The organism is Candidatus Terasakiella magnetica (assembly GCF_900093605.1).
Taxonomy (GTDB): Bacteria; Pseudomonadota; Alphaproteobacteria; order Rhodospirillales; family Terasakiellaceae; genus Terasakiella; species Terasakiella magnetica.
Map to the genome: position 1 here is coordinate 45,439 of NZ_FLYE01000006.1, position 21,234 is coordinate 66,672.

Annotated in this window: 17 protein-coding genes; 14 read left to right on the plus strand and 3 right to left on the minus strand. The window is 39.3% G+C overall.

Going from position 1 to position 21,234, the window contains the following annotated elements; genetic code table 11:
• Positions 1-6: 6 nt before the first annotated feature.
• Positions 7-681, minus strand: coding sequence for a HEPN domain-containing protein (locus MTBPR1_RS05830; protein ID WP_205631213.1), 675 nt, complete (start codon positions 679-681; stop codon positions 7-9).
• Between the two features lie 216 nt (positions 682-897).
• On the opposite strand from MTBPR1_RS05830, the gene MTBPR1_RS05835 reads away from it, so the two are divergent.
• A complete protein-coding gene (locus MTBPR1_RS05835; RefSeq protein ID WP_069186632.1) occupies positions 898-1,389 on the plus strand; it encodes a macro domain-containing protein in 492 nt (163 codons plus the stop codon).
• Here MTBPR1_RS05835 and MTBPR1_RS05840 read toward each other — a convergent pair.
• Positions 1,386-2,372, minus strand: coding sequence for a helix-turn-helix transcriptional regulator (locus MTBPR1_RS05840; protein WP_069186648.1), 987 nt, complete (start codon positions 2,370-2,372; stop codon positions 1,386-1,388). The two genes, MTBPR1_RS05835 and MTBPR1_RS05840, sit on opposite strands and share 4 nt — an antisense overlap.
• A gap of 132 nt (positions 2,373-2,504) precedes the next feature.
• Here MTBPR1_RS05840 and MTBPR1_RS05845 point away from each other — a divergent pair, with 132 nt between their 5' ends.
• Positions 2,505-3,170 (plus strand): hypothetical protein, encoded by a 666-nt coding sequence (locus MTBPR1_RS05845; protein WP_126465043.1) that lies wholly within the window; start codon positions 2,505-2,507, stop codon positions 3,168-3,170.
• Between the two features lies 1 nt (position 3,171).
• Here MTBPR1_RS05845 and MTBPR1_RS05850 read toward each other — a convergent pair whose 3' ends face one another.
• Positions 3,172-3,393 (minus strand): hypothetical protein, encoded by a 222-nt coding sequence (locus MTBPR1_RS05850; protein WP_069186634.1) that lies wholly within the window; start codon positions 3,391-3,393, stop codon positions 3,172-3,174.
• Positions 3,394-3,555: 162 nt separating this feature from the next.
• Here MTBPR1_RS05850 and MTBPR1_RS05855 point away from each other — a divergent pair, with 162 nt between their 5' ends.
• From MTBPR1_RS05855 to MTBPR1_RS05905, 12 genes are all read left to right on the plus strand, one after another.
• Complete coding sequence (locus MTBPR1_RS05855) at positions 3,556-9,048, plus strand: DUF4011 domain-containing protein (protein WP_069186635.1); 5,493 nt, start codon at positions 3,556-3,558, stop codon at positions 9,046-9,048.
• Between the two features lie 9 nt (positions 9,049-9,057).
• Positions 9,058-11,427 carry an EcoAI/FtnUII family type I restriction enzme subunit R gene (gene hsdR / locus MTBPR1_RS05860; protein WP_240492867.1) on the plus strand — a complete coding sequence of 790 codons (2,370 nt, stop codon included), beginning with the start codon at positions 9,058-9,060 and terminating at the stop codon, positions 11,425-11,427.
• Between the two features lie 41 nt (positions 11,428-11,468).
• Complete coding sequence (locus MTBPR1_RS05865) at positions 11,469-12,920, plus strand: type I restriction-modification system subunit M (RefSeq protein ID WP_069186637.1); 1,452 nt, start codon at positions 11,469-11,471, stop codon at positions 12,918-12,920.
• A gap of 2 nt (positions 12,921-12,922) precedes the next feature.
• The gene (locus MTBPR1_RS05870; RefSeq protein ID WP_069186638.1) at positions 12,923-14,650 is read left to right on the plus strand and encodes a restriction endonuclease subunit S; all 1,728 of its coding nucleotides are present in this window, start codon (positions 12,923-12,925) and stop codon (positions 14,648-14,650) included.
• A gap of 4 nt (positions 14,651-14,654) precedes the next feature.
• Positions 14,655-15,917, plus strand: coding sequence for an SIR2 family protein (locus MTBPR1_RS05875; protein WP_069186639.1), 1,263 nt, complete (start codon positions 14,655-14,657; stop codon positions 15,915-15,917).
• A 20-nt stretch (positions 15,918-15,937) separates the two neighbouring features.
• The gene (locus MTBPR1_RS05880) at positions 15,938-16,516 is read left to right on the plus strand and encodes a hypothetical protein (RefSeq protein WP_069186640.1); all 579 of its coding nucleotides are present in this window, start codon (positions 15,938-15,940) and stop codon (positions 16,514-16,516) included.
• Between the two features lie 4 nt (positions 16,517-16,520).
• Positions 16,521-17,381 (plus strand): hypothetical protein, encoded by an 861-nt coding sequence (locus tag MTBPR1_RS05885; RefSeq protein WP_069186641.1) that lies wholly within the window; start codon positions 16,521-16,523, stop codon positions 17,379-17,381.
• A 346-nt stretch (positions 17,382-17,727) separates the two neighbouring features.
• Positions 17,728-18,144: a plasmid mobilization relaxosome protein MobC gene (mobC, locus tag MTBPR1_RS05890; RefSeq protein WP_069186642.1), complete on the plus strand. Its 417-nt coding sequence runs from the start codon at positions 17,728-17,730 to the stop codon at positions 18,142-18,144.
• A complete protein-coding gene (locus MTBPR1_RS05895; RefSeq protein ID WP_069186643.1) occupies positions 18,141-19,442 on the plus strand; it encodes a relaxase/mobilization nuclease domain-containing protein in 1,302 nt (433 codons plus the stop codon). The genes mobC and MTBPR1_RS05895 overlap by 4 nt, the downstream gene beginning before the upstream one ends.
• Complete coding sequence (locus MTBPR1_RS18085; RefSeq protein WP_165602621.1) at positions 19,442-19,609, plus strand: hypothetical protein; 168 nt, start codon at positions 19,442-19,444, stop codon at positions 19,607-19,609. Before MTBPR1_RS05895 ends, MTBPR1_RS18085 begins: the two co-directional genes overlap by 1 nt.
• On the plus strand, positions 19,572-20,642 hold the full coding sequence (locus tag MTBPR1_RS05900) for an ArdC family protein (protein WP_069186644.1): 1,071 nt from the start codon (positions 19,572-19,574) through the stop codon (positions 20,640-20,642). Before MTBPR1_RS18085 ends, MTBPR1_RS05900 begins: the two co-directional genes overlap by 38 nt.
• Entirely contained in the window at positions 20,639-21,028 is a 390-nt protein-coding gene (locus MTBPR1_RS05905) for a hypothetical protein (protein WP_069186645.1), read from the plus strand. The genes MTBPR1_RS05900 and MTBPR1_RS05905 overlap by 4 nt, the downstream gene beginning before the upstream one ends.
• The last annotated feature ends 206 nt before the right edge of the window (positions 21,029-21,234 follow it).

Here is a 21,234-nt window from a genome sequence, read left to right on the forward strand (position 1 = left end):
TTCTTTTTATGAGGAGACAACTGGGTAAATTGGCTTACCCCAATCTTCTTCAGGATGATTGATTATGATTTCAATAAACTTTGGGAGCATAAACTCAAGGATCTTATGACCATCTTGGATTTGCTGACGGTTTACTCTTGAGTTCCAAGTCGCCCCACCGTGCATTATCTGGTTTCTAAGGACATAGAGCCTGTCAAAAACCAAAGACAACATCGTTTTGGTGTCTTTACTGACAAGACACCGATTAGCCATCTCTATGCTTTTTTGAAACCTGTTTTCCCAATCTTCATATCCTTCAACCCCATTCTGGAAATGCCAGAAAGGCTGGTAGACATACTGGTTATTCATTAACAAGCGTATAGATTGTGAGAATTTTTCCCAAATCGCCATATAAAGGATATTGGCATCATCGTGACCAACTACCTTTTCAAAGAAATCCCCGAAAGAAGCTTTTTCATTGGAAATATCACTATAGTCTTTCTCTTGGGCATAAATTGAATTGAATGCTATCCAACAAAAAATAAAGGCAGCATCTTCATCATCAGAAGCACCTTCTGCTCGTCCAAACCAACTCAAAGTCCTGTGAATTCTTAGTTTATCATTTTCTTTAAGAACCTCTTTTTTCTCATCAAAGAGTGCCTTGAGTTGACTATGATTCATTACCGCTCCCAGTTTTTTCATACTACTATCCCAAGAGTATATAGGTAACTATACACAGACAAATAAAATTGATGATTGATATTAACTTTCTCATCCACAGCCCACCTCGCACCTAAATTGAATACCTCATCAATGTGACAAAAACGGTCTTACATAAGATGAGGTTGGACTGTTTGCTGTTTTATTATTCTGAGAAAAGGTTACGATGCTCCATCTATTTAATGAGGCTAAAAACAAATGATACGTGTCATTCGTGGAAACATCGTAGAGCTTGATGTTGATGTAATTGTAAACTCAGCACACCCCACTTTAATGGCGGGAAGTGGCGTTTGCGGTGCAATCCATGCAGCAGCAGGCCCAATGCTAGAACCAGTTGTAAAGAAGCTTGGTCCTTTAGAACCTGGCAATGCAGTAACAACTGAAAGCTATAACCTCAATGCCTCACATATCATTCACGCTGTAGCACCACGGTATTTAAGAAAAACTACCGAAGAAGAACTTCAACTTCAAGAAACCTATAAGGCTTCTATGAAAGAGTTCCAAAAATTAGATAATGCAAAAACAATTGCATTCCCATCAATGGGAACTGGAATATATGGTTGGCCTTTGGATTTAGCTGCTAAAATTGCTGCAGAAACATTATCCAGTTATCCAAACGCTGAGATAATAATTTGTGCTTTTGATGCAAATACAAAGGCTGCATACTTATCAGCCATAGAAAACCATTAGATAACCCCTTGCCAACTTTTTTGGGTATCTGACACTAGTTTTTTCAATCCTTCAGGCTTTACGACCTCAACATTTGTACCCCAACAGTACAGATGCCAAGCCATTTCTAGTTCACCACCAGCTATAAACTCTACAGTCAATGAACCATCAGAGTTTCTTGTTGATTTTTGACTGGGGTGAAATTCAAACTCCTCTGCAACATCAGCAATTTCAGCATTGAACAGCCATTCAACTTCAAAAGGTTCTTCTTGGTAGACACCGAATGATTGTTCCGCGAATGCTTGAAGAGAAAACTTAGGGTCCCTCTCATAAAAATCCGTTTGAATCTCTACATCTTCAATATTGGGAAGGCTAAATAATACATAGCTATTTGCTTTTGGGTGAACGTGGTAACCAACCAAATAGTTTCTATGACCATGCAGGAAACCATATGGGTGAACGGTCCTTTCGTTTACCTTGCCATTCTTCCTGTTCTTATAGTGTAACATTACAACAGCATTTGCTTTAATTGCTTGGCGTAACTGTGAGACCACCGATGTTCGAATTTTCGGCCTTGGCCCTGGACGCATTGCTAATCCTTCAGCTTCCAATAAAGCTTCTAGGTCAGGTTCAACACGTCTTGCCACATTAGGATCCATAATTGCCTGAAGTTTGGCTGTGATGCCTTCTAAAGATGCCACCTGCTCATCCATATTTTCTCTTTTCAGGACTTGTACAGCTGTTTCGAGGTCAGCTAATTCATCAGCTTCAAAATTGATGATACGGTCTAATGTACCATTTGGTATTCTCCAACGCTTCTTACGATCATCACATAAAAGCTCATCTGTTTGGGGGAACACGCGAACAATAGCATCCCTTAGCCTCATCGCTGTTCTTCGGCCGACTTCAAACCGTTCTTGAATGTCACCAAGAGAAAGACCTTGCCTTGATGCCTGCATATCAAGAGCTAATTTCAGCAATGTATCTGCTTTTTCGTATCTCATAGAATCCCCCGCAATTTTCTTCATCATATCTGAAGGCAAGAGAAAAAGTATCACCTATTTGGGCGAAGTGACCGTAACTGTCACATTGGAATGATACAAAACGAGAACATTTTAGAAGCAAAAGGTTTGGTAATGCATACTCAAAATAATAAGTTCTCTTGGGATTATCACTTCAATCAAGGAGTGTTGACCGAGAAAATCTGTTCAAAAGAAAGGTTTTATGGATGCTGGGACGGTTTCTTTGGATACTGGGAGGGCATAGAAGGAAATCCATCGTCTGTTTCAATGTCAGTACCCTTTAGACGTTTACTTGAGAATAATGGAGTATGGCAAAAACCGTCAAAAACACTTTCCTCAACAGATATTTCAATCCCTGAAAATGAACTCTCAAACTGGAAATATGAAGCAGATGCAGCTTATGCAGCGTTCTTTGGCAAAATTCCTTCTTGGGTTCGACGCATTGCTGCACCATTTGATAAATTCCAATGGTTAGTGATGGAAATGATTTGGCACAACCCTAAAACCGTCAAAACATTCGAGAGGATCACACTAGAAAATCAAACCCAACTTTTCTTTGCCCTTGCATCTATCCAGCAATGGCATTTGCAGACAAGGACTATGAGAACAGTATTAAGCAGTGAAATCTCAACATTAGACCTTCGAACAGAGCTATCCAGAAATTGCAACCGAGAGATAAAGCTGGCAGAGGCAATAACCCTTGCCTCACTCGGCGATGAAGCAAAAAGCCTTGAACTCTATTGGTCTCTTTTGACACAAGAAGGAAACAAAGTGCATTAGCTCATTTTAAAGGGGTATCAGCCATAGCAGCTAGAACCAATGCAGCTGTAGCTCCTACAGTGACTAAAAAACCTGCAATATTCAGTTCTTCTTTTTCTTCATCAACAACTGTAACGCTGCCGTCAAATTCATCTTGATGATATGAATAGTAACGTTCCTTATTCGTTAAGCAGCCTGTTAACATTAAAGTTAAAACGGAAATCATCATTAATTTACGGGCCATTATCGCCTCCACATTACAATTAACTGAGATTATAGAAACATATTGATGTGACAAAACAGGGCACCTCACCAAAATGGGGGTTAGCAACCTTCACGAGTTCGTGCTAACCTCCGTGCAAGTCATTAAGAGCGAGTAAAACGTTTGGCAAAGTGGGGGAATAAAATGCCTGATGGCGATCAAAATAAAAAAGAAGAACTTTCAGCTCTAATCCGTTCAAAGATAGAAAACCTAAGACCTAAATTACTAGATTTGAGTCGACGTAACCCACTGCTGTCGACTAGGTTTTCAACAAGGTCTAACGCTATTGTACGTGTTGTTGATGAGCTACCTGGTTATCTTTTTGACGACCTGTCTTTAGGAAAAAGTATGCGTCTCGCTCCTCTTCCTCCTTTGGAAGATGACCCAAAAGATGAACAAACAAGAGAATTCCAAAATGCACTATCTGATGCAAGACTTACAGATGAAGTTTACATCGCGTTCCTAGAAAATATTGACCAAAACAGTGACACCTATATCGAAGATAATTTCCGCTCTGAACGTGAACTAAAAGATAGAGTTCGAGAAACTCTAAATATGCCCGCAAGGCAGACATCATCTGACTTATCCTTAAGCCAACACGCTTTAAACAATGGCATCTCACCATCTTACGAATTACCTAAACCGACATACGAACACGAAGATGGTCGTCATACAGATTCAGATATCCAAACACTATTATTACCTGACATTCTTGAACGAAGAATGAATGCATTAATGACCAAGTGTCGAACTTGGGTGCAAGAGACTGGTATTAATGTGTTGCATATTGCATTTGGGTTCTTGGAATGGAGCGAAGCCAATGCTGGTAAAACATCGTATTCACCACTAGTGCTTTTACCTGTAGAGCTTAAACGAAACAAAACAAAGGAAGGTTTGGAGTTTTGGATCAATAGCCTTGGTGATGCTGCTGAGATCAATACTGTTTTAGCCGAGAAGTTGCGGCTTGATTTTGGTGTAGAATTACCAGAATTGGACGGTAAAACGATTGAAGACTACCTTAAAGAAATAGCAGAATTGTCTCCTAAAAACTTAGGCTGGAGAGTTCGCCGACAAGTTGCAGTAGGTGTATTCCCATCTGCAAGAATGGCAATGTATAATGACCTAGATACCGGTACTGGTCGCTTTGATAACCACAATGTAATAGCCGAATTATTTGGAGGCACTCCTGTACAAGCAGGTGAATCCCCCTTTGGTGAAGAATACGAGGTAGATGCCCCTCACATAGAGAAGAAAGTCCCATATTTAGTTAGAGACGCTGATTCATCACAATTTAGTGCAATTGTTGATGTAGTAGATGGTAAAAACCTTGCCGTAGAAGGTCCTCCAGGATCGGGAAAATCGCAAACTATTGTTAACACCATTGCTGCAGCATTAGCAGACGGAAAGAAAGTTCTTTTTGTGGCAGAGAAAATGGCTGCGTTAGATGTAGTTAAGTCACGATTGGAAGCTGTTGGACTAGGTGAGTTCTTGCTCTCATTACAGGCCAATCGTTCTACGAAAGAGCAAGTCATTAGCTCGTTACGAGACAGGGTCGAAATGGAAGTTGGTGACACTCCAAACAACTATGATTCTAAAATTGCAGAGTTCCGTAAAATTCGATCAGAGATCTCATCATATATTGATGTCATAGCTACAGAATATGAAGATACAGAGTTAACAGTTCATGACATCTTAGGGAAATGTATTTTTACGAACGAAACACTACGTTCTTTACCAAAACAACTACAATCTATTTCATTTAAAAATGTAGAAAAGTTCACTCCTGAAAAACTCGAAGAAATATATGAAATCTGTAAACAAATTGAAGACGCATGGAAAACCACTTCGAAGGTTGCGGACTATTGGCAAGGCACAACCATAAAAGATATCGACCCTTTCAAAACAGAAGAATTGCTTGAACATTCAAAAACGGCTGCACAGCATTTTGAAGCCCTATCTAAAGCACGTGAAGGGTTGTCACAATTTGGTGTTTCATCAACTGTAGGCACTCAACAAGCAAATGAAATTAAAGATATCATTTCAGGAATTTCAGATGAGATCGCTGAAATAGATTTTCACCTTCTTAGCAAAATTGCTAATGAACAGATTCTAACTAGCCTAAATAATTTCATAGAAAAATGTCAAAATATTCAATCTCAATTAGAGACCCTGAATACACAAATAGATGAACCTCTTTTCTCCTCGCGGTTAGAAAACTTGAAGACACTGGCAGCCCTCGCAGATAAAATCTCAGCACCAGGCTTGTCTACAGAACAAATTCAGAAAGTCCGTGAAGAAAATGAAGCTCAAAAAAATGCTTATGTAACTCTTTGTAACTTTCTTGAGCCAATATCAAAATTAATACCTGAGAGTAAAGACTGGATTCTGAACTCAATTATCAAAGCTTGCGATATTGTATCCTCAACTGAGAAAGAAACTCTATCATTAAGAAACAAAACTTTTGCGGATCCTTCAGTTGCGTCAGTTTTTGAAAAAGGCTTTGAACGTACAAATGAATTGCGTGTGCAAGCAAAACGATTAGAACAAAATATTTCAATAAATACCCTTCCTAGTTATTCAGAGATTTCTGACCACGCGGCAGTAATTAGTTCAGGAGGCTTTTTTTCATTTTTATCGTCCGACTATAGACGTTCAAAACGGTTTTTCTTATCGCACGCAAAAGAAAAGAGTTTTGATAGAAAGAAAGCAGGCAGGACATTAACTGAATTAGCTGAATGGGTAAGTAAAAAGGACAAGCTTGAAAAAGACCATCAACTTATTGGTCTTTTTGGAGTTCGATATGCAGGTTTAGAAACAGACTTCGAAAGTATTGCTAAAGTCTTTGATTTTTATAAACGTGTTGAAGAAAGCCTTGTTGGTGCTGAACACATTAACTTACGTAAGTTTCTAAAAGAAGGTGACCTCGATATATTGCTTTCATTACCAAAGGTCGAAGCAAGCAATCCTATTCGAGACAATATTGATACTACTTATTTTGACGCAGAAGCTAAGCTAAAAAACCTTGATATAAAGCTGTCTGATTTTGATGAAACCTCAAATGAAATTAGTGAGCTGTCTAATTTCATCAAAAATAAACACATTGCTAATGCTGAATGGTTACGCCAAGCAGCTCAAAACCTTGAAGAGATACGAAATGGCATAGATGAGGTAAATGACAATGAGGAAATACCTGCTCTGTTAGGAAAACTCTTTAATGGTTATGAATTTAACCCTTTAGTTATTCATGCTGAATTACAAGTCGCAAGTTCACTAGTCAGAAGCCTTCCAGAAAACCAAAGCATTATTCAAGAAGCTATTAAAAAGAACAATTATATAGAACTTCGAGAGCAGCTAGAACAGTTAGTGGATCTTGATGCAAAGTCATATGGTGCTCTTTTAAAGGTATCTGAGCTTTCAGGAATCAAAATAGATGATTTCTTTAAAGGTGCCCATCACGAAACGGCACAATTCTTAAACCTTGCTTCAAATGATAGAGAAGGATTAATCACACATTCTAACCTTCATTCGAACATTGAAAAATTAAGAGAAAGAAAATACGGCATTGTTATTGATCAGCTTCTTGATAATGAAAAAGGTTTAGAAAACTTAGCAAAAACAGTGGAAGCAATCGTTGTACGCTCTATGGCAAAAAGCGTTTATTCTTCTTATGGAGATGTTCTGTCGCAGTTTAATGGATCTAAGCTGGATACTTTACGATCACGAATTGCAAAAATTGATAGAGAAATCATTCAGTTATCCAAACAACACCTTAGAAATAAGATTTTCAAGTCTTCCTATCCTCCTATGGGTAATGGGACAGGTAGAAAATCAACTTGGACGGAATATTCCTTAATCCATAACGAAATCAATAAAACTAGAAGATACGTTCCTGTAAGAGACTTAACAAGAAGGGCTGGAAAGTCTCTTCTTGAACTTAAACCTTGTTGGATGATGTCACCTCTAGCTGTTGCTCAGTACATTCAACAGGGAGCCATTGATTTTGATCTTGTTATTATTGACGAAGCGTCCCAAATGACACCTGAAGATGCTGTAGGGGCGATCCTTCGAGGTAAAAAAGCAATGGTGGTAGGCGATACAAATCAATTACCTCCAACAAGTTTTTTCCATAAAATATTTGAAGATGAAGATGCTGATGAAGATGAAAGCGTCACTGAAGAATCAATTCTTGAAATGGCAAATTCTGCATTCCGACCCGCTCGTCGATTACGTTGGCACTACCGTTCAAGACACTCTGGCCTTATCGCTTTTTCTAACCATCACATATATAACGACGATCTAGTCGTCTTTCCTTCAGCATCAGAAGATGCCGTCAATATGGGAGTGAAACTCGTATCAATTGAAGGCAGATATTCTGCTGGTACAAACGCAGACGAAGCCAAAACAATGGTCGATCATATCATCAACTTTATGAGGCATTCCCAGGAACGCTCACTAGGTGTGGTAACACTTAACCAAAAGCAAAGAGATTTAATCCAAGAAGAGCTCGAATATGCTTTGAAGGATGATGTTAAAGCCTCACGATATATTGATAAATGGGAAGAGAAGAACGACGGCTTAGAATCTTTCTTCATTAAAAACCTTGAAAATGTTCAAGGTGATGAAAGAGATGTAATTTTCATTGGAACAGTATATGGACCTGAAAAAGTTGGTGGCCCTGTTATGCAGCGTTTTGGCCCTATCAACGGTGTTGCAGGTAAAAGACGGTTGAACGTACTATTTTCTCGAGCCAAAGAACAGATAGTTACGTTCTCTTCGATGAAGAGCACAGACATAAAAGCTGAAGAGGACGGTAATCAAGGCGTTTATATGCTTAAACGTTGGCTTGAATACTCCGCTACAGGGATACTACACGCAGGTAGTCAAACCAATAAAGAACCTGATTCAGACTTTGAAGTTCACGTCATTGAACAATTAAAATCTATAGGTTGCGAACCTAGCCCACAAGTTGGTGTCGCTGGTTACTTTATTGATATTGGAGTAAAACATCCAGAGTGGCCACACGGTTTCATTATGGGCGTTGAGTGTGATGGAGCTACTTATCACTCGTCAAAATCTGCTCGCGATCGAGACCGCCTAAGACAGGAGGTGCTTGAAGGACTGGGTTGGCACTTCCACAGAATTTGGTCAACGGACTGGTTTAGTGACCCCCAATCTGAAGTAAACAAACTTAGAGAAGCCGTCGAACGACGTCTAAAAGAACTAAAAGCCAGTGAGGAAAACTTTCAAAGTTCCCCATCATCAATGGCTAATGAAATTCGGGTTCCCCAGCAAAAGACCCCAAGCTTCAAAAAAGTCACATCCCACAAAAGTAGTCCTATAGTTTCTCAAATTGAGAACCGTCAGGTCCCACAGAAACCCACTACTCCTAATCCGGTCAAAGATGATGGAAGTGTGAAGGTCGGGGATAGAGTCTTAGTTAAATACCTTGAGGGAACCCAAAGTGAACTTGAAATTACTTTAAGTGATAAAGAAAACATTCCTTCTAAAAGGATCGTTCACATCGACGAACCACTAGGCGAAGCAGTTCTCGGTGCAATAGAAGGAGAAGAAATTGAAGTCTGGATTGGTGGGCAAGAAAGAAAAGCCCGTGTTGAAAAAATTACAAACCGGAGCTAAATAAGCGAAATGAAACTATCCGAAACAGATGTGAAGACAAAGTTCATCACACCTGCGATCAAAAAAGCTGGATGGGATATCCATTCCCAAATGAGGGAAGAAGTCACCTTTACAGCAGGCCGTATCATTGTTCGTGGAAAAATGACAGCTCGTGGGAAAACCAAAAGAGCTGATTACATTCTCTATTACAAACCCAATATTCCCCTGGCAATTGTAGAAGCCAAAGACAACAAGCACACCATTGGTTCTGGTATGCAGCAGGCTTTGGAATATTCAGAAATGTTGGATATCCCATTTATCTTTTCGTCAAATGGTGATGGTTTCCTGTTTCATGATAAATCAGGAACATCAGATAAAGTTGAAACTGAAATCCCGATGGATGAATTTCCATCCCCAGATCAATTGTGGGCTAAATACAAACAATACAAAGGATTGAGTGAAGACTCTTCTGAAATAGTTGCCCAGGATTATTATGATGATGGTTCTGGGAAAGCTCCCAGGTATTATCAATACATTGCAATTAACAGAACTATTGAAGCTATTGCAAAAGGCCAGGACCGTATTCTGCTTGTTATGGCGACTGGTACTGGCAAAACATATACAGCATTTCAGATAATCTGGAGATTATGGAAAGCCCGTAAAAAGAAACGTATCCTGTTTCTTGCTGATAGAAACATCTTGGTAGACCAAACAAAACAACAGGACTTTGCACCATTTGGTGACAAGATGACAAAGATTCAGAACCGCACAGCAGATAAATCATATGAAATTTACCTTTCACTTTATCAAGCTGTTACAGGAACTGAAGAAAGCCAAAATATTTACAAGCAGTTCTCACCAGACTTCTTTGATTTAATTGTAATTGATGAGTGTCACAGAGGAAGTGCATCAGAAGCATCTGCCTGGAAGAAGATTCTAGATTATTTCTCCAGTGCAACTCATATCGGCTTAACAGCTACGCCAAAGGAAACGAATGATGTCTCAAATATCGCTTACTTTGGAGACCCAGTTTATTCCTATTCTCTGAAGCAAGGTATTAATGATGGTTTCCTTGCTCCATATAAGGTTGTCAGAATTGATTTTGATAAAGATCTTGAAGGCTACAGGCCAGAGAAAGGAAAGACTGATAAATACGGACAATTAATTGATGACCGTATTTACAATCAACGTGACTTTGATAGAAATCTGGTAATTGAGCAAAGAACCGAATTAGTAGCTCAAAAAGTTGCTGAATTTCTCAAGCAAACAAATCCATATGATAAAACCATCATCTTCTGTGAAGATATCGATCATGCAGAACGAATGAGACAGGCTATTACAAACTGTCTTCCTGAACTGGTTAATGAAAATCATCGTTATGTAATGAGAATTACTGGGGATAATGAAGAAGGTAAGGCTGAGCTGGATAATTTTATTAATCCAGAGTCTCGTTATCCTGTAATTGCAACCACTTCAAAGTTGATGACTACTGGTGTTGATGCAAAGACATGTAAGTTAATTGTCCTAGACCAACGTATCCAATCAATGACTGAGTTTAAGCAAATCATTGGTCGAGGAACCCGTGTAAATGAAGAGTATGGGAAGAAATATTTCACCATTCTCGATTTTAAAAAAGCCACAGAATTATTTGCAGACCCTGATTTCGATGGTGAACCAGTACAAGTATTTGAGCCAGGAACTGGGCCTGATGACAATGTAATACCTGAAGATGAAGGCACTGAGGAAGGCACCGTTATTGATAATGGTGAGGAAGTTCCTGTAACAGATATCACCTGGGATGATGATGAAGACGATGAAAAAGGCAGGACTAAATTTTACATTAATGATGTAGAAGTCGATATCCTTTCAAAACGTGTTCAATATTTAGATGCAGATGGAAAACTAATTACTGAGTCACTTCAGGATTACGCAAAAAATAATGTGCAAAAAACTTATGCTTCCCTTGATGATTTCCTAAGACGTTGGAATGAAGCAGATAAGAAGTCAGCTATTGTTGATGAGCTTGCAGAACAAGGTATTCCCCTGGAAGCACTGCGAGAAGAAGTTAAGAATGGTGATGCATACGGGGTTTTCGACTTAATTTGCCACGTAGCCTATGGTCAACCTCCATTAACCAGGAAAGAACGTGCTGAAAACGTCAAAAAGCGTAATTATTTTGCTAAATATGAGGACAAAGCAAAGGCAGTTCTAGAAGGATTGCTGGATAAATATGCTGATGAAGGTTTAACCACCCTGGAAGACAAGAAAGTTCTTAAACTTGCTCCATTGAATTCTTATGGAACACCAATTGAGATTGTGAAAAATGTATTTGGTGGTAAAAAACCATATGAAGAAGCCATTCTCGAATTAGAGAACGAAATTTTCAAGCAAGCTAATTAAAACCTGACATACATGTCATCTAATTAAATAAGGAATAAATAATGAGCAACGTCTCAGGAATCATTAAATCCATTCAAGATATCATGCGTAAAGATGTTGGTGTTGATGGGGATGCTCAGCGTATTTCCCAGCTTGTATGGATGTTTTTCCTCAAGATTGTAGATGACAGGGAAGAAGAGCAAGAACTACTTGATGATGATTTTGTTTCTCCAATTCCTGAAGAACTTCGTTGGTGCAACTGGGCCAAAGATGAAGAAGGCATTACAGGGGACGGTTTACTGAATTTTGTAAACAATGATTTATTCCCACAATTAAAAGAACTTCCTGCATCTTCAGGAAAACAGGCGACTGTTATCAGAAATGTATTTGAAGATGCCTATAACTATATGAAGTCAGGTACGTTGATGAGACAGGTCATCAACAAAATTAATGAAATTGATTTCAACAGCTCTGATGATAAGCACACTTTTGGTGATATTTACGAACAAATCCTTAAAGACCTTCAAAGTGCTGGTAATGCAGGTGAGTTCTATACACCCCGTGCTGTAACACAGTTTATGGTGGATATATTAGACCCAAAACTGGAAGAGAAGGTTCTCGACCCTGCTTGTGGTACAGGTGGTTTTCTTGCTTGCACAATTGAGCATAAACGAAGCAAATACGAGAAGAGTGCAGAAGATAGAACAACCCTCCAGGACTCTATTTTTGGTGTTGAAAAGAAATCTCTTCCACACCTACTTGCCACAACAAATATGATTTTGCATGGCATTGATGTTCCAACCAATGTTCGCCATACAAATACACTTTCAAGACCCTTGGTGGATTACGGGCCATCAGATCGAGTTGATGTAATTCTTACAAACCCACCATTCGGTGGCACTGAAGAAGATGGTATTGAAAACAACTTCCCAGCATCTTTCAGAACCCGTGAAACAGCAGATTTATTCCTTGTTTTAATTGTTACCCTTCTCAAGGAAGGTGGTCGTGCAGGTGTTGTTCTTCCTGATGGAACTCTGTTTGGTGAAGGTATTAAAACCCGTATTAAAGAGAAGCTCATGACTGAATGCAATTTACATACAATCGTCAGACTCCCTAATGGTGTGTTTAATCCATATACAAGCATTAAAACGAACCTGCTGTTCTTTACCAAAGGTGAGCCAACAAAAGATGTATGGTTCTATGAACACCCGTATCCAGCAGGCTATAAAAACTATTCTAAAACTAGACCTATGAAGGTTGAAGAGTTCGCACCTGAGAAAGCCTGGTGGGATAATAGGGAAGAAAATGACCAAGCTTGGAAAGTCTCATTTGAAGACATAAAAGCCAATAACTTCAATCTGGATATCAAGAACCCGAATATTCAGGATGCAACACATATGGCCCCTGCTGATTTATTGGAGAAATTCAATAAGAACCAGGAAGAGATGCATAAAACCCAAAACCAATTAAAATCCATTCTTTCTGAAGCTCTCAATCGTTTGGCTGGAGAGTAATTATGGATAAAGAAATCTTTCTAAATGAATTTGGTCATTTAGCCCAAGGGCCAGATGGAATTAAAAACCTTCGTGATTTGATTCTACAATTAGCCGTCCAGGGAAAGCTTGTAGAACAAGATTCAAATGATGAGCCTGCTAGTGTGCTTTTAGAGAAGGTTGAGAGTGATATTCAGGTAGCTTTAAAAGAGAAAACAATTAGGAAAAATAGGCTCTTTGATGTTGAAGATAGTCAATTCAAAGATTACATCCCTGAAAGTTGGCTTACACTAACTGTGTCACAAATTGTAAACGTTTTTAATGGTAATAGCGTTTCAGCATCTGATAAAAAATCAAAATATACTAATGTGACCGAAGGGTATAATTACATCGCTACAAAAGATGTGGATTTTAAATCTCATCAGATTGATTACAATAATGGTATCAAGATTCCATTTGAAACACCTAAGTTCAAGATTGCCCCCAAAGGAGCTGTTTTGATTTGTGCTGAGGGTGGTAGTGCAGGCAAAAAACTGACGATTACAGATGAAAATATATGTTTTGGAAACAAGCTCTACGCAAGTGTTCCAATAACATCAGCAATTGATAATCGCTTTCTGTTTTATGTTTATAAATCCCCCTTATTTATCTTCCAGTTTCAAGAGGCAATGACAGGTATCATAGGTGGAATTTCACAAACAAGTTTCCTTGCCTTGTCAGTTCCTCTTCCTCCTCTTGCAGAACAAAAACACATTGCAGCCAAAGTAGATGAATTGATGGCTCTATGTGATGAGCTAGAAGCCTCTCAAGAAGCCCATAAATCTCTCAAAAAAGATTGTGTAGCCTCAAGCCTTCATCATCTCTCTGAAACATCTGAGAATGAAGAAATCAAAAGTAATTGGTCTATTGCTGAAGGAAACTTCAACAGTTGGTTTGATGACCTCGAAACAGTGAAGAACTTAAGGGCAACAATTCTTCAGTTGGCGGTACAGGGTAAACTTGTTGAACAAGATCCAAATGATGAGCCTGCAATTTTATTAAAACAAAAAGCTGAAATAGAGCTTGCAGCACTGGTTTCAGAAAAAAAAGTACGAGTTCAGAAAGGTATCTCACCATTTAATGAAGAAGGTTGGCCTGCTTCAAAATCACTTAATTCTATTTGGTGTAAGTATGGTGAAATTTCGGCAATATCATCAGGCGTGACTAAAGGACGAAAACTGGAAGGTAGAAAACTTATTACAGTTCCCTACTTGAGAGTCGCAAACGTTCAAAGAGGATGGATTGATATCACTGTTCTAAAGGAAATCGAAATTCCTGCTGATGAGCTTGATAAATTCGCCCTTATGAAAGGTGATGTTTTACAAGTAGAGGGAGGCGATTGGGATAAAGTAGGGAGAGCTGTTGTGTGGGAAAATCCTGTTGCTCCTTGTGTCCACCAAAACCACATATTCAAAAGCCGTCCTTTAGGTGGCATTATTCCAAAATATGTAGAATTATTTATGAACTCACCAATGACGATGCAATATTTCCAAAGTTGCTCCAAACAAACGACAAATCTTGCCTCAATAAATAAAACACAACTATCAAACACTCCATTTTTACTTCCCCCTCTTGAAGAACAAAAACGAATTGTCGCCAAGGTAGATGAATTAATGGCTTTATGTGACCAATTAGAAAGCCAGATTCAATCTTCTGATGACTTAAATAAAGATCTAATGGCATCTTTAGTTCATCACATGTCGGCGGCTTAATTAAATGAATGCAAATTCACATAAACAATCTTGGTGTGAGGTTGATAACCACCTAGAGTATGAAAAGTATTCAGATTTCAACGATTGGATTGATGAGGAAGCAGAGACCTCATTTACTATTCCATCAGCTAAACTAGGAGACCTTTCTCAAAAAAGCAAAGCTCTCTTTACTGGCGATAGAGCTATGTACAATCAGGTTTTTGAACAGTTTAGAGCTAAGGAGATTGATGAAACCTTCGCTTCCCTTGGTGATGAAGGGCATTGGTCTGACAAAAATAAGTCACGCTTCAATCAATTGATATCAGCACTTTCTCAAGGAGACATCGTTCCGTTTGTAGGAGCTGGATTATCTTCAGGGTGTGGTTTTCCAACTTGGAAAGAACATTTAATTCGCCAAGGTAAAATTGCAGGGATGCCAGAGGTGGATTTAAAACGGCTTCTCCAAGAAGGACAGTATGAAGCCATCATTGCAGAAATCACCAATATTCATGGGAAAGATGGTTTTAAACAGCATATCATGGATGATTTCTTTGAAGGTGAACATCAACCTTCTGAAACAATGTTGTTAATTGCAGAGATTAGCAAAGGCATGGTTGTAACAACCAACTATGACCACATGCTTGAAGTAGCTTTAAAAGAAAAAAGTATTGAGAAATTTACATCACATGTTGGTAATTGTGATTCTAAAGAGTTCTTTAAAATTTTGATGGATGACCTACCTGCTCTTCTAAAGTTACATGGTGATGTTTCTCAGCCTAGAGGCTGTATCTTAGGAGAAGAGGATTATGATATCGCATATGGTGAAACTGCTGTCGATATGAACCTGAACCTTCCCAAAAATCTGATAAATCTTCATCAATCCAGAAGTCTATTGTTTGTAGGATGTAGCTTGGCTAATGACAGAACCATGCACGTTTTTTTCCAAGAGAAGAAACGCAGGGATGAAGCAGGTGAAGGTTTAGATGAGAAACACCATTTTGCTATTGTCCCATTACCAAAAGAAGAAGCTGATATCATAGAGAGAGAAAAATTCTTGTTAGCTCATGGGATAAGACCAATTTGGTTTCCTGATGGGGATTTTAGTTTTATTGAAAAGATTCTTTCAAGATGTTTGCTGGAATTACAATATAGAGGAATTTCAATTGAAAGAATGAGGGATAAGCAAAGACAAATTGTTGAAGAAAGTATGCCTAAACTCAATTTGTCTACATTTGCAGAAGCTTCTGCAAAATTCCTAGAGCCATTTCTATATAAGTTTGTTCTGTAATTATCAGAGGAGAAAATCTGATGGATGAGGATGCTTCTGATGATGTCACACAGCTAATGAAAAAATATAAGCTCACCCCCCTTGAAGCCATGCGAGGGCAAAAAGGTGAAAAAGAATTAAAGACGATTCTTGATCGTCGTGAAGTTGGGAAAACGAGTCATCAATGGAAAGAGAAAGATTTTTCTTCATTAAACCCGTTTGATTTTTCTTGGGATTTAAATCCAGATAATTTTCATTATGCTCAGGATGGTGTGTCAGAAGCTGATTTTAAAAAGAAGTTTCCTGATTGCCAAATTGCTTATGCCGACACTGTTGAGATTGCTGATAATTTGTTCAAACATAGTACTAGAGGGGGGCAGAAACCTTGGGAAGGCAATTATGCCAGCTCTACGGCAAATATAATTGATAGATGTTATCGAAATTGGCCTATTACGCCACCTCAATTTCATTTACATAATCATGAGATCATTATTTCTGGAGGCCATCATAGATTTCATATCGCTCTAGAAAAAGGTGATGTAAGGATCCCTTTTATTTATGAAACAGCTCATAAGAACGATTTTGTTTCGCTCTTAAAAAGTTTCAATGAAAGTAAATAACTGAATGCCTGAACTCGTTAGCACCATTTCATTTAGCTGCCCTGAATGTGAAGAATACACACTTTGTGACATCTATGTTCCTGAACCTGATTTCTCAGGGGAAAAGACATCTGATTGTATTTCAGAAGCTGATGTTGAAGTTGAATGTGAAAACTGTGGTGCTGGTTTTGATGTATCAGTTGTAAACAGATGGGGACAGATTGATGCCGAAATCAGGAAACACCCTGAAATCGAAATTGATGCAACAGATGCTCAATACACGCAAGATGAAGATGACTGGGAAGATTACGAACTTCCTGACAACCCTTATTATCATTTCAGGGATGCCATTTCACATTCTTCATTGATATTAGGTAAATTTGGACCTCAAGATTTCCAAGGTACTATCAATAGAATGGTATTTGTGCAGGCTTTTTCTGCATTGGAAGCCTATCTGAGTGACACTTTAATTAGTTCTGTGTTGAACGACAGGGTTGCATTAGCCAGAGTCCTTCAGCGAGATAAAGAGCTTTTAAAACAGAAGTTCACCCTGCATGAAATTTACAGTGAACCAAAACTGATTGAGCAAAAGGTGAAAGCTTATTTGCTAGATATTTCATATCATAACCTAGGCAAGGTTTCTCACCTCTATAAGAATGCATTTGGCATCAGCATTAAACTCGAACCAGAAAACTGGGAAAGGCTTCATAAGGCTGTTTCTAACAGGCATGATTGTGTTCATAGAAACGGTTACACAAGCGATGGAGAGAAACCATCAATCTATTCTCAAGAATACATTGAAGAGATTATGGGCCTAATCTCTCAATTGGTTGAAAAGGTGGAAACCGAACTTGGGAAATATCGCAAAGATGCCTTAAAGGTCTAACCTAGTTGCCTTCCCTGTATTTTCTTTCTTCCGACCATCAGTGCTATTTAATTGAGAACAAATATTTTTTCCGTTTACTCAATGTTTACAGCGTAGCCATCTGGTGTTGTCCACAAACTGCATCAAACAGCCTTAAAAAAAGAGATTTGACAACTCAAATTTTGGTCATATTTATACCTAATAGAGGGAAGCAAGCCATACCGTTTACAATTCTGTCACGGTTTTCTTGCAAGGGGATGACCCCGTTGACCCCATATTTTTTTAATTTCAAAGGAGACCATTCAATGAACACATACATTTCCATTAACCGCCAGCAGGAAAGGAGCCTGCTTAAACCATAACTGCCATGGGTACTGAAAGAATACCCAGACAGTTCCTCGTATCATTCCGCCTGAATGGATTTGAGGCCGCAGCATTAGATGCTGCTAGGGACACACATAATATCTCCAGAAGCCGTGGCGACTACGCTCGTGCGTTAGTCCTTCACTATCTGAAGAAGAAGGTTCCAGAACCTGCTAAGCCAGCCAAGCTGCCAGCAAGACGACTTCCCTCATATGACCGACAGGAGTTGTCCAAGATTTTGGGACAACTAGGAAAGATTGGTTCAAACATCAATCAGATTGCACGTTTTGCAAACCAATCTGAAGAATTCCCTGAAATAGATCTTATCAATCAGATTCAAGCTGACATTGCTGCAATACGCGATGATGTAACTTCTGCCCTCTCAGGTCGTGAGAAAACCACTCAGGAGGCCGCAGAATGATAATCAAGGGGTCTTCCAGGGGGCAAACCAAGGCTGATGTTATTCAGCTCTCAAATCACTTACTTTCATCAGAAAACGAAGAAGTTAATGTGCTTCAGCTAAAAGGCTTGGCTTCATTAGACCTGTCTTCAGCCCTTGAAGAGATGAGAGCTATATCACTTGGCACGAAAACAAGGAAAGCCCTCTATCACGCAAGCATAAGCGTTCCTGTTGAAGAGCTTCATTTGATGAATCAAGAACGATGGTTAGAAGCTGTTAATACCCTTGAACGCCATTTAGATTTTGAAGGCCATCAAAGAACAATCATTCAGCATAACAAAAAGGGACGTATCCACATCCATATTGTTTGGAACCGTGTAGATACAGTTACTCTTAAATCTAAGAAAACATCCTGGTCTTATAAAAAACACGAAGCCTGTTCGCGTGAATTGGAAGCTAAGTGGAACTTGCAGCAAGTCCAAGGCGTTCACATGAGAAATGAAAACGAAGAACGCCCTGTTGCAGTGGCAACACATAAAGACTGGCAAGCAAGTTCAAGAACAGGTGTCCCTATCAAAGCTGTCTGTATGACGTTACAAACAGCGTGGGAACAAGCCAACGCATCACAGTTTGTCAGGATTGTTGAAGATGCTGGCTATCGCTTAGCTAAGGGAAAAAGAGGTGTCGTGTTAGTCGATATGGAAGGCACACCCCACTCAATTCCAAGAAGATTAAAGGTAAAGGCAAAAGCCTTTAAAGATCGCTTCCCCGACCTCCAATTTATGAGGTTTCCGTCTGTGGGAGCAATTCAGGCAAAACTAAAATTCACAGCTCAAGAACAATTCTGTTCAGAGCAAACTCAGGAGGAAATCATAATGAGTACAAAAAACTTTGTTGGGATACGTCCCAAAAATGACAACAAGAAAAAGAAAACAGGTTTCGATTGGAATCTATTGGCAGAACATTGGCGACAATTAGGCTTTGACCCACAGGTCGGTAATTCTGGTATCTGGATTGATGTCGGTGACGCAAACATCCACGATACTGGTGATGAGATAACTCTCCACGGACCAGTCACAAAAGAAAACGTCCAGGCAATGTTGGATGCAGCACGTTTGCACGATTGGAAGGGTGTTGAGCCATTCGGTTCTGAAGACTTCAAAGCAATGGTCTATCAGCTTGCCAGCAAAATGGAACCTCCTATGCCAGTGGTTGGTTATGAATTACCGCCACATATCAAGAAAGCCTTGGGCATCCCTGATGAAGCAAACAACCCAGATATTCCAAATGAAACAACACACGAATGGAGACCAAACTGATGAGTAAACAAACACAACAAGGTCACGAGTTGACCGAAGAACAGATCCTTGATTTCGGCCTAGACATAGCTCCAGTCGAAGCAGGTCGTTCAATCGAAGAAATCGTTATCAATTTAGAGGGAAAGGAAAATGAGCAAAGAAACATCAACAAAGAAGAAAGGAACTAAGAAACGCAAAGATCTATATCAAGAGGTCACAGATACTATCATCAAGCAGATTGAATCTGGCACCAAGCCTTGGTTAAAGCCTTGGTCTTCAGATAAAGCAATCCACTCAGGACCGGTAAATGGAGTTTCAGGTCATAAATATAAAGGCATCAACGCCCTAATGCTGTTCTGTAATCCTAAGGTCGTTGAAACAGGTGACCCAAGGTATCTGACATTCAAACAGGCCAAAGAAAAAGGCTGGTCAATCAAGAAGGGTGAGAAAGCTTCTACAGTCTATTTCTTCAAACGTGTCGAAGTAGAACCTGAAAATGGCGAACCAGCAGTCGATGAAAACGGGGAGGTAAAAACAAAAGCATTCTTGCGTTCATATGCTGTTTTCCACGCCTCACAGGTCGATGGTATTCCTGAATATGAAGCCAAGCCGAAAGAAGACAATGAAACTGACTGGTCAGAACCAGCAGCAATCAAGACACTTTTAGAAAACTCAGGTGCAAACGTCAGAATTGGTGGTGACAAGGCTTTCTATAACCCAAGTACCGATCATATCCAATTACCTCCTACAGAAGCTTTTAAAAGCCCTGAAAGCTGGTCTGCAACATCAACACACGAATTAGCTCACTGGACAGCCCACGAAGACAGATTAAACCGTAATTTGGATGATAGATTTGGAACTCCTGGATATGCCCTTGAAGAGCTACGAGCAGAGTTGGCTTCAGCATTCATTTGTTCAGAATTGGGAATTTCGCCCGAACTGGAAAACCACGCATCCTATCTTGATGGTTGGCTAACAGTTTTAAAGAACGACAAGTTTGAAATCTTCAGAGCCGCAGGAGATGCACAGAAAGCAGCCGACTTCTGTCTTGAATTTATCCCTGAGCAAACACTTGAAGACACAGCAGACCTAGAAGATATGCCAGAACACGTCAGGAAAGCAGTTTGCAAAGATAATCCTACACCTGTGAACCCACCATTTGATATGGAGGACACAGCTGAACAAGTCGCATCATTTGCAATGGGAGGGCCAAGCTTATGAGTGAAGAAGGCTTATTTAAACTTAAGAAGCGTACAGTCAAATTACTGGCTGTACCTCTTCCTCGTGAATATTCTCAGAGCTGGCGTAAACGCTATGCAGACCATCCAGACTTTGAAACTGCAAAAGCTGTCAGAAGATTATTGATGAATGCTCACAATGGAAAGCCTGAAAGCACTTTAGATTCATACAAAAGGCAAATTCTGAAGGATGAAGAATTATCAGCATTCTTTAAATCTTGTTTTAAAGCAGGGGAAGATGCTTGGCGTGATGAAATTGAGAGAGTTAGAAATGGTGGTTCTTCAAATTCCCTACCCTTCAGGCCAGTCCTTGAAAACCTTGATACGTGGAGAAGCTGGGGACGTATGTTGATTGAGAATGAAGTTTGATTATCTATAAGCCAACACCTGTGTCTTCAGTTTTCAAATGTGATTTCTATAGACTGCGACAGTGAGCGACAAACAACGACATCAAGTACATTTTTTTGCATTCTGCCCGCCATATTTTGAAGACACAGTGAAGACACAATAGTTTTGAGCAATCATTTCTGAAAAAGAAAAACCCTTCTAAATACTTGATTTAGAAGGGTTTCTAG